General features: G+C 49.9%; 9 protein-coding genes. 5 read left to right on the top strand and 4 right to left on the bottom strand.

The window, feature by feature from the left end; translation table 11 throughout:
- Window positions 1–495, bottom strand: a 495-nt coding sequence (gene mobB, locus RT644_RS20715) for a molybdopterin-guanine dinucleotide biosynthesis protein MobB (protein ID WP_313627919.1), incomplete at its 3' end; no start/stop codon positions are given.
- A complete protein-coding gene (mobA, locus tag RT644_RS20710; RefSeq protein WP_072051652.1) occupies window positions 477–1,064 on the bottom strand; it encodes a molybdenum cofactor guanylyltransferase MobA in 588 nt (195 codons plus the stop codon). The genes mobB and mobA, both read right to left, overlap by 19 nt.
- Window positions 1,065–1,133: 69 nt before the next feature.
- Between mobA and RT644_RS20705 the strand changes: the two genes are divergently transcribed.
- The 3 genes from RT644_RS20705 to dsbA all read left to right on the top strand — a co-directional run bounded on the left by RT644_RS20705 (window position 1,134) and on the right by dsbA (window position 3,105).
- Window positions 1,134–1,403 carry a YihD family protein gene (locus tag RT644_RS20705; RefSeq protein WP_017460091.1) on the top strand — a complete coding sequence of 90 codons (270 nt, stop codon included), beginning with the start codon at window positions 1,134–1,136 and terminating at the stop codon, window positions 1,401–1,403.
- A 75-nt stretch (window positions 1,404–1,478) separates the two neighbouring features.
- Window positions 1,479–2,465, top strand: a complete 987-nt coding sequence (locus RT644_RS20700; protein WP_313627905.1) for a serine/threonine protein kinase — start codon at window positions 1,479–1,481, stop codon at window positions 2,463–2,465.
- 16 nt (window positions 2,466–2,481) lie between these two features.
- A complete protein-coding gene (dsbA, locus tag RT644_RS20695; RefSeq protein WP_020455881.1) occupies window positions 2,482–3,105 on the top strand; it encodes a thiol:disulfide interchange protein DsbA in 624 nt (207 codons plus the stop codon).
- A 12-nt stretch (window positions 3,106–3,117) separates the two neighbouring features.
- Here dsbA and RT644_RS20690 read toward each other — a convergent pair whose 3' ends face one another.
- A complete protein-coding gene (locus RT644_RS20690; RefSeq protein ID WP_313627917.1) occupies window positions 3,118–4,026 on the bottom strand; it encodes an acyltransferase in 909 nt (302 codons plus the stop codon).
- A gap of 422 nt (window positions 4,027–4,448) precedes the next feature.
- On the opposite strand from RT644_RS20690, the gene polA reads away from it, so the two are divergent.
- Window positions 4,449–7,235 carry a DNA polymerase I gene (gene polA / locus RT644_RS20685; protein ID WP_313627904.1) on the top strand — a complete coding sequence of 929 codons (2,787 nt, stop codon included), beginning with the start codon at window positions 4,449–4,451 and terminating at the stop codon, window positions 7,233–7,235.
- A gap of 307 nt (window positions 7,236–7,542) precedes the next feature.
- Here the strand turns inward: polA and yihA are convergent, their stop codons facing one another.
- On the bottom strand, window positions 7,543–8,172 hold the full coding sequence (yihA, locus tag RT644_RS20680) for a ribosome biogenesis GTP-binding protein YihA/YsxC (protein WP_313627915.1): 630 nt from the start codon (window positions 8,170–8,172) through the stop codon (window positions 7,543–7,545).
- Between the two features lie 575 nt (window positions 8,173–8,747).
- Between yihA and yihI the strand changes: the two genes are divergently transcribed.
- Window positions 8,748–9,248, top strand: coding sequence for a Der GTPase-activating protein YihI (gene yihI, locus RT644_RS20675; RefSeq protein WP_017460097.1), 501 nt, complete (start codon window positions 8,748–8,750; stop codon window positions 9,246–9,248).
- Window positions 9,249–9,416 lie beyond the last annotated feature (168 nt).

Raw genomic sequence — 9,416 nt, 5'->3', positions numbered from 1 at the left:
AAACGTTACTATCTGCTCAATATCATTCAGGTTTAGTACCGGCACACCCTGCCTCAGAGGAATATCACTGGCAATGGCGATAACGTGCTTGTCCAGCGTTAACTCCGCTAAATCATGACCGCAGTCATGCCGCCAGAGCAGGATCTTAGGCACTGCCTCGTGTTTAAAACCCTCGACTAATACCAGATCCAGTTTTGTTGCATCCATTCTGCTAACCAGATATGCCAAATCCAGCTCGGCTTCATCTGGGGTTTCTGTCATTAACGCCCATCGTTGTGAACTGGCAACCAACGTTTGCGCCGCACCTGCTTTACGTAATTCATAGCTGTCTTTACCGGGCTTATCGACGTCCATATCGTGATGAGTATGTTTGATTAAGCCCGGACGAATACCTTGTTCGCAGAGAGCTGGAATCAACTTCTTAAGCAGCGTCGTTTTGCCGGTTCCGCTCCAGGCAGCAATAGCAAGTAATGGGATCATGTTCTCTCCTGCCAGTGCGCGAGATCATCAGGGGTGTTCACATTAGCGAATGCGGATTTCACATCACTACAATCCACCGAATGTCCTCCGGCTTGTCGCATAAATACCATCACTCGACGTTCGCCGCTGGCGAGATAATTCTGCAAAAATGGTAAAACGCTGCGGTGAACCAGAGCAATGGCCGGGTGATCTCGTTCACCATCATTAGCCCACACTGCCGGCGCATTATGCTGCCGGTTCTTTTGTAACCGAGCCATAAGATCCGTTGGTATACGCGGCGTATCGCACGGGCAAAACAGAAACCACTCCCCATCGCTTTGCTGCATAACGGAGAGAATTCCCGCCAGCGGGCCGGGAAAATCATCCAGCGTATCTGTGAGGACGGGTAAGCCACTGGCGCGATAGATTTCAAGGTTTCGATTGGCGCTGATAACTAAGCTGGATACCTGTGGCGCCAGCCGTTCCGCAACATGTTGCCACAGCGGTTTGCCATTTAATTCCTGCAGCCCTTTATCTTTTCCACCCATCCGCGAGGCTTTTCCTCCTGCCAGCACCACCCCTGTTACTGCACTACTGTCCGCCACCCTTATCGCCTCTTTTATTGTGGGTTTTACCCTGCTAACGTGTCTGTACCCAGAGTAAGGAGCACGATTATGAAATGTAAACGCCTGAATGAAGTTATCGAACTTCTCCAACCCGCATGGCAAAAAGAGCCAGAGCTTAATTTAGTGCAATTTTTGCAGAAACTGGCGCAAGAGTCAGGTTATCAAGGCGACCTGGTGGATTTAAGTGATGACATCCTGATCTATCACCTGAAAATGCGCGACTCCTCGAAAGATGCGGTGATCCCCGGCATTCAGAAGGATTATGAAGAGGATTTTAAAACCGCGCTGTTGCGCGCGCGCGGCGTAATTAAAGAGTAAAAGCTTGTAAGCGGCGCAACCGAATACGCTACGAAATGATATCCTGAATTATTAGTCGTATTTTCGGATCCCAGGATGACCTGCAACACCTTTACTTTCCAGACATTACACCCGGATACCATTATGGATGCGCTGTTTGAGCAGGGGATCCGGGTGGATTCCGGGCTTACCCCGCTTAACAGCTATGAAAACCGCGTTTATCAGTTTCAGGATGAAGATCGCAAACGCTATGTGGTGAAGTTTTACCGCCCGGCGCGTTGGTCTGCAGAACAAATTCTTGAAGAGCATGAATTTGCTTTAAATTTGCAGCGTGATGACGTGCCGGTTGCGGCGCCGCTCGCTTTCAACAATCAAACCTTACTCACGCATCAGGACTTCTTTTTCGCCGTTTTCCCAAGCGTTGGCGGCCGTCAGTTTGAAGCCGACAACCTGGAGCAAATGGAGTGGGTGGGCCGCTACCTTGGCCGTATGCATCAAACCGGCAGTAAAAAGCGTTTTACAAGTCGTCCTGAAATAGGCGTTAAAGAATATCTGATTGAGCCACGCCAACTCTTTGAAACATCAACGCTCATTCCTTCTGGTTTAAAAGATGAATTTTTGCGTGCAGCCGATAAGCTTATCGATGCTGTAATGGCGCAATGGCATAACCGTTTTAATCTTCTGCGTCTGCATGGTGACTGCCATGCAGGGAATATTCTCTGGCGAGACGGGCCAATGTTCGTTGATTTAGACGATGCCCGTAATGGCCCCGCCGTACAGGATCTCTGGATGTTGCTACACGGCGATAAAGCCGAGCAGCGTATGCAACTGGAGATAATTGTCGAGGCCTACGAAGAATTCAGTGAATTCAACATGGCTGAGCTGGGGTTAATGGAGCCGCTACGCGCCATGCGCCTGGTTTACTATCTGGCATGGCTGATTCGTCGTTGGGACGATCCAGCATTTCCCCAAAATTTTCCGTGGCTGAGTAGTGAAGATCACTGGCGCAGGCAAATATTGATTTTTCTTGAACAGGTGAAAGTTCTTCAAGAACCACCTTTAGCATTAACACCAATGTATTAAATGGAGAGAGTTGACCATGAAGAAGATTTGGCTGGCGCTGGCAGGAATGATTCTGGCTTTTAGCGCCTCAGCAGCACAACCTACAGACGGCAAGCAATTTATTACGCTTGATAAGCCAGTGGCGGGAGAGCCGCAGGTGCTTGAGTTCTTCTCGTTTTATTGCCCGCACTGCTATGACTTTGAGCAGGTCTGGCATGTTGCTGACGCGGTGAAGAAGAAGCTGCCAGAAGGGACAAAAATGACCAAATACCACGTGGAATTCCTAGGCCCACTGGGTAAAGAGATGACGCAGGCGTGGGCTGTGGCCATGGCGCTTGGTGTGGAGGATAAAATCACCTCTCCACTGTTTGAAGCCGTGCAGAAAACGCAAACCGTGAAGTCTGTTGCAGATATTCGCGATGTCTTCATCAGCGCGGGCGTGAAAGGCGAAGAGTATGACGCTGCGTGGAACAGCTTCGTGGTGAAATCGCTGGTTGCTCAGCAAGAAAAAGCGGCTGCGGATTTACAACTGCAGGGCGTTCCTGCCATGTTTGTTAACGGGAAATACCAGGTTAACCTGCAGGGTATGGACGGGAGCAGCCTGGACGCCTTCGTTCAGGACTACGCAAATACTGTGAAATATCTGGTTGAGAAGAAGTAAAAATAACGCCGGTCACTGACCGGCGTTTTTGTATTCTGCTTTGATAGTATCAATCAGTTCGTCTTTTCCAAGCCACAGTTTATTCAGCCACTGCTGGAAACTCCGTTTAAAATTCTTATCGTTAACGTAGTCCCCATGTAGCGCTTCATCCACCGGCAATAAATTGACTCGCACGACAATACGCGTCAGCTTACCGCTGAGCATATCAAAGAATGGCGTCCGGTCGTTTTCCGGATAACAGAGCGTAACATCAAGCAATTTATCGAACTGTTTACCCAATACATTTAGCGCCATGGCAACACCTGCTGCTTTTGGCGACAGCAGGTTTTTGAAAGAAGAGCGTGTCTGTTGGCGCTTTTCTTCTGTAAAGCGTGAGCCTTCAACAAAGTTCACAATGGTGGTTGGGTGAAAGCGAAATTTCTCGCATGAACGGCGCGTAGTTTCGACATCTTTACCCCGATGCTCAGGGTGGCGAATCAGATAACTTCTGGAGTAACGGCGCATAAAAGGCATATCCAGCGCCCAGCAGGCTAGGCCAATAAAAGGTACCCACGCCAGTTGCTGTTTAAGGAAATATCTGTTCATGGGAATATGTTTACGAAACAGTACACATAACACCACAATATCTGCCCAGCTATGATGATTGCAGATCAGCAAATACCAGTTTTTCTTATCCAGGCCTTCCAGCCCTTCAACATCCCATTTTAAATAAGGGTTGAGATGCAATAACCAGGAAAGCCCTTCACACCAGCAATACATCATAAAATTGCAGAAAGCGGAGATCGCGCGCCATACCGCAGGAACGGGAATTAACAGCTTGAGCATTCCGGCGATAATAATGGGCACGGAGCAAAAAATGGTAACCAATATGGTGAGCAGGACACTCAAAAATAGAGTGGCTACCGCAAGGAATCTCGACATAGTTATATTATTCAGAAAGTTAGCTGCTAAAAGCACACTAAAACAAGCGCAAGGCGCAGATCTTAACAGAAAACGGTTATCAGGAATGCTTAAACCTTGCTGGTAATACCTGAGGAATTATTGGCAATAAATCAAATCAAAATTACTTATATCCACACAGCGTAAATTGTCAGCAAATAGCAATAACGATCATCTTTTATATTATAACCCATTGAATATAAATGATTTGTATAATCCTGCGATCGGCGAAATGGCACAAAAGTCCAGCCTGATTAAAACTATTCACAAACTTATCCACAGGATGTTTATGCGAGCGATCCCGACGATCGCGAAATCTTTTCGGCATTTTCCGCGAAAAACTCATGTTTTCTCCCTGTCTGTGGCATCCTTTAACCATAATTTGATAAACAGGCATGGACATCATGGTTCAGATCCCAGAAAACCCACTTATCCTTGTTGACGGCTCGTCTTACCTTTATCGCGCGTATCATGCGTTTCCGCCGCTGACCAACAGCGCCGGTGAGCCTACTGGCGCTATGTACGGCGTGCTCAACATGCTGCGCAGCCTGATTTTGCAATACCAGCCGACACATGCTGCGGTGGTGTTTGATGCGAAAGGCAAAACCTTCCGTGATGAACTGTTTGAGCATTACAAATCACATCGCCCGCCAATGCCGGACGATTTGCGTGCGCAAATTGAGCCGCTGCACACCATGGTAAAAGCGATGGGATTGCCGTTACTGGCGGTCTCCGGCGTTGAAGCGGATGATGTCATCGGCACGCTGGCGCGTGAAGCCGAAAAAGCGGGGCGGCCCGTGCTGATAAGCACAGGTGATAAAGATATGGCGCAGCTGGTGACGCAAAATATTACGCTTATCAATACCATGACCAACACGATCCTTGGCCCGGATGAAGTGGTGACAAAATATGGTGTCCCGCCGGAGTTAATTATCGATTTCCTCGCTCTGATGGGGGACTCCTCAGATAACATTCCAGGTGTGCCAGGTGTTGGCGAGAAAACGGCGCAGGCGCTGCTACAAGGGCTGGGCGGCCTGGATACGCTCTATGCCGAATCGGATAAAATCGCCGGACTCACCTTCCGCGGTGCCAAAACCATGGCGGCGAAGCTTGAGCAGAACAAAGAGGTGGCTTACCTCTCTTACCAACTGGCCACGATCAAAACGGATGTTGAACTGGATCTGACCTGCGAACAACTGGAAGTTCAGCAGCCTGCGGCGCAGGAGCTCCTTGAGCTGTTTAAGAAATATGAATTCAAACGCTGGAGTGCAGATGTAGAAGCGGGCAAGTGGCTCCAGGCGAAAGGCAGTAAACCGGCGGCGAAACCGCAGGAAACCATTGAGATTGAGGCAGAAGCTGATATTCCCGCAGCTGCGCTGTCAGCGGAAAATTACGTCACCATTCTCGATGAAGAGACGTTGCAAACATGGATTGGCAAACTGAAAAGCGCACCGCTCTTTGCTTTCGATACGGAAACCGACAGCCTGGACAATATCAGCGCCAACCTGGTTGGCCTCTCTTTTGCGGCCGAACCGGGTATCGCGGCTTATGTGCCAGTTGCGCATGATTATCTTGATGCTCCGGATCAAATTCCGCGCGAACGCGTGCTGGAATTGCTGAAACCGCTACTGGAAGATGAAAATGTCCGTAAAGTGGGGCAGAACCTTAAATACGATCGCGGCGTGCTGGAAAATTACGGCATTGAACTGCGCGGTATTGCCTTCGATACCATGCTGGAATCCTACACGCTGGATAGCGTCGCTGGCCGTCATGATATGGACAGTCTCTCCGAGCGCTGGCTGAAGCACAAAACGATCACCTTTGAAGAGATCGCTGGTAAAGGTAAAAACCAACTGACCTTTAATCAGATCGATCTTGAGCAGGCCGGGCGTTATGCGGCGGAAGATGCCGATGTCACGCTGCAACTGCATCTGAAGATGTGGCCGGAGCTGCAAAACAATGCCGGGCCGCTGAACGTCTTCCAGAACATCGAAATGCCGCTGGTGCCGGTAATTTCGCGTATCGAGCGTAACGGCGTCAATATCGATCCCGCCGTGTTACACAAGCACTCCGAAGAGTTGACGCTGCGCCTGGCAGAGCTGGAGAAAAAGGCGCACGAAATTGCGGGTGAGCCGTTTAACCTCTCGTCAACCAAGCAGTTGCAAACCATTCTGTTTGAGAAGCAGGGCATTAAGCCGTTGAAGAAAACGCCTGGTGGCGCGCCGTCCACGTCGGAAGAGGTGCTCGAAGAGCTCGCGCTGGATTACCCACTGCCAAAAGTCATTCTCGAACATCGTGGGCTGGCGAAGCTGAAATCGACCTATACCGATAAGCTACCGCTGATGATTAACCCGAAAACCGGGCGCGTGCATACCTCGTATCATCAGGCTGTGACGGCAACGGGCCGTTTATCTTCGACCGATCCGAACCTGCAAAATATTCCGGTACGTAATGAAGAAGGCCGCCGTATTCGCCAGGCCTTTATCGCGCCGAAAGATTACGTCATTGTCTCGGCGGACTACTCGCAAATCGAGCTGCGTATTATGGCGCACCTGTCACGCGACAAAGGCTTGCTGTCTGCATTTGCCGAAGGTAAAGACATTCATCGCGCAACAGCGGCAGAAGTGTTTGGTTTGCCACTGGAAAGTGTCAGTAACGAGCAGCGCCGCAGCGCGAAAGCGATCAACTTTGGGCTGATTTACGGCATGAGCGCCTTTGGCTTATCGCGCCAGCTCAATATCCCGCGTAAAGAGTCGCAGAAGTACATGGATCTTTACTTCGAGCGTTATCCTGGCGTGCTGGAATATATGGAGCGTACCCGCGCACAGGCGAAAGAGCGTGGCTATGTTGAAACACTGGACGGGCGTCGTCTTTACCTGCCGGACATCAAATCCAGCAATGGGGCCAGACGAGCCGGTGCGGAACGTGCGGCGATTAATGCTCCAATGCAAGGCACGGCTGCGGACATCATTAAACGCGCCATGATCGCTGTAGATAGCTGGCTGCAAAGCGAGAAACCGCGCGTGCGGTTGATCATGCAGGTACACGATGAACTGGTGTTTGAAGTGCACAAAGATGATGTTGAGGCCGTGTCGAAAAAGATCCATGAACTGATGGAGAGCAGCACTAAACTGGATGTGCCGTTGCTGGTGGAAGTCGGGAGCGGTCAAAACTGGGATCAAGCGCACTAAGTGTTCGGTGGGTAAAGAGCTTTTTCTGTAAGTAAGCAACAAATCACCGTGAGTTTTGTGACAATCATTAGAATTCCCTATGTAAAAATTGAAAAGAAATTACAAAAAGTGCTTTGTCCGGATCTAAAAAGGGAGTAGAGTTATTCGCGTAGGGTACAGAGGTAAGATGTTCTATCTTTCAGACCTTTTACTTCACGTAATCGGATTTGGCTGAATATTTAGCCGCCCCAGTCAGAAATGACTGGGGCGTTTTTTATTGTGCGAAAAAAAGAAAAAAGCGCGGCGAATGCCACGCTTGATAGGAAGGTTACTCGCCCGTTTCTTCTTCCACTGACGGCAGGTTATTGAACCAGCCATCCAGTTTCTCACGAAGTTTATCCACGCCCTGTTTTTTCAGCGACGAGAAGGTTTCAACCTGTACTTCGCCGTTAAAAGCAAGCACAGCTTCACGTACCATATTCAGCTGCGCTTTCCGCGCACCGCTGGCCAGTTTATCCGCCTTGGTCAGCAGCACCAGCACTTGCAGATTGCTCTCGACTGCCCACAGGATCATCTGCTGATCAAGATCTTTCAGGGGATGGCGAATATCCATCAGCACCACCAGACCTTGCAGGCACTGGCGTTTTTCGAGGTATTCGCCCAGTGCGCGCTGCCATTTGAGTTTCATCTCTTCCGGCACTTCCGCGTAACCGTAACCCGGCAAGTCGACAAGACGTTTGCCTTCAGCGACTTCAAACAAGTTGATCAGCTGCGTACGGCCGGGCGTTTTCGAGGTTCGCGCCAGGTTTTTCTGGTTAGTCAGGGTATTAAGTGCGCTCGATTTACCTGCGTTGGAGCGGCCAGCAAAAGCCACTTCAATGCCGGTATCAGCGGGTAAGTGGCGAATATCAGGCGCACTGGTGACAAAGTGCGTCTGTTGGTAATTCCAGTTAGTCAAAATGGTCGTCTCCATCGTCAAAGCATGCGGCGATTATACCTGAACCCACGCAAAAGGCTGTTTTTCTCGCCAGAAACTCTGCTGTGAGCCATTACCGCGCGCTATGTAAGATATTTGCCCTTTTCGTTATACGAACTTTCGGAGAAGTTGCAGATTAAAAGATGGCTAAAAGTTATTTAATCAAAGGGTTATGTATATAGAATTTTCTTAAACTGCGGGTTGCAGGGCTTTTCCTGCTTGTCAGTTTAGCTCAGAAGGGTAAAGTAACCCACCAAGGCCGGATGCTGCTTGTGGAAGGATAACTCACGGAATGAGGGGTCAGGAGCGCCAGGAGGCGAAGACCGGAGACAAACGTCAGAAGACGTTGAACAAGGAAAAGGAACCGTAACAGGGAACGTTCTACGCTAACGGATAAACAGGGCAAGTTGATAGCGAACACGGAATGTAAAACCCATTACGGGTGAAGGGTCAAGAAAAAAGGCGACAGTTTGCACTGTCGCCTTTTTTCTTTGCTTGCTTTCTGCTAGATTCCGCCGCAATTCTATACTGATGAAAAACGACTTAAGACCACTAATATGAAAAAACCGTCCACCAATCCGCGCGGTAAAGTGCGCCGTAAAACCCGTGAAGAGTTAAATCAGGAAGGCCGCGATCGTAAGCGTGAGAAAAAGCACCGCGGTAATGCTTCAGGCAGCCGTGCGAACGGTGGCGACGGCGCTTCTGGCTCCGGAAGGGGTAAACAGCAAAAAGATCCGCGTATTGGCAGTAAAAAACCGATCCCGCTGGGTGTCACCGACACGCCGGTCAACAAGCAGCACAAACCTAAGAGCGAGAAACCTATGCTTTCACCGCAGGCTGAGCTGGAAATGCTGGAAACGGATGAGCGCCTGGACGCGCTACTGGAACGTCTGGAAGAGGGTGAAACCCTGAGCGCTGACGATCAAGCGTGGGTCGATGCCAAACTGGACCGCATTGATGAGCTGATGCAGAAGCTTGGCCTCTCTTACGATGATGACGAAGAAGAGGAAGAAGAAGGCAAAGAAGATATGATGCGTCTGCTGAAAGGCGGCAACTAATCCTTTTCTATGGGGCTTTCTGTCCTGCTTATAACCCTTCCGGTTATATGTTATCTGGTGTGGTTATTCGTTAAACTACAGCGGTTGTCGCGGCGCAAGCTGTGGCTGCGCAACCGGCTTATGACCCGAAACGAGGTCAGGCCGGGCCGCCGGAACCGCCAGCGGCGT

Origin of the sequence: Kosakonia sp. (genome assembly GCF_032104925.1) — a bacterium.
Taxonomy (GTDB): Bacteria; Pseudomonadota; Gammaproteobacteria; order Enterobacterales; family Enterobacteriaceae; genus Kosakonia.
Note: the sequence above shows the minus strand (reverse complement) of the source record. Positions and strands in the feature narration are given on the sequence as shown.

Excerpts from the sequence above, each read along its gene's own strand:
- RT644_RS20705 (WP_017460091.1), top strand. The coding sequence starts at position 1,134 with ATGAAATGTAAACGCCTGAATGAAGTTATCGAACTTCTCCAACCCGCA.
- RT644_RS20700 (WP_313627905.1), top strand. The coding sequence starts at position 1,479 with ATGACCTGCAACACCTTTACTTTCCAGACATTACACCCGGATACCATT.
- dsbA (WP_020455881.1), top strand. The coding sequence starts at position 2,482 with ATGAAGAAGATTTGGCTGGCGCTGGCAGGAATGATTCTGGCTTTTAGC.
- RT644_RS20690 (WP_313627917.1), bottom strand. The coding sequence starts at position 4,026 with ATGTCGAGATTCCTTGCGGTAGCCACTCTATTTTTGAGTGTCCTGCTC.
- polA (WP_313627904.1), top strand. The coding sequence starts at position 4,449 with ATGGTTCAGATCCCAGAAAACCCACTTATCCTTGTTGACGGCTCGTCT.
- yihI (WP_017460097.1), top strand. The coding sequence starts at position 8,748 with ATGAAAAAACCGTCCACCAATCCGCGCGGTAAAGTGCGCCGTAAAACC.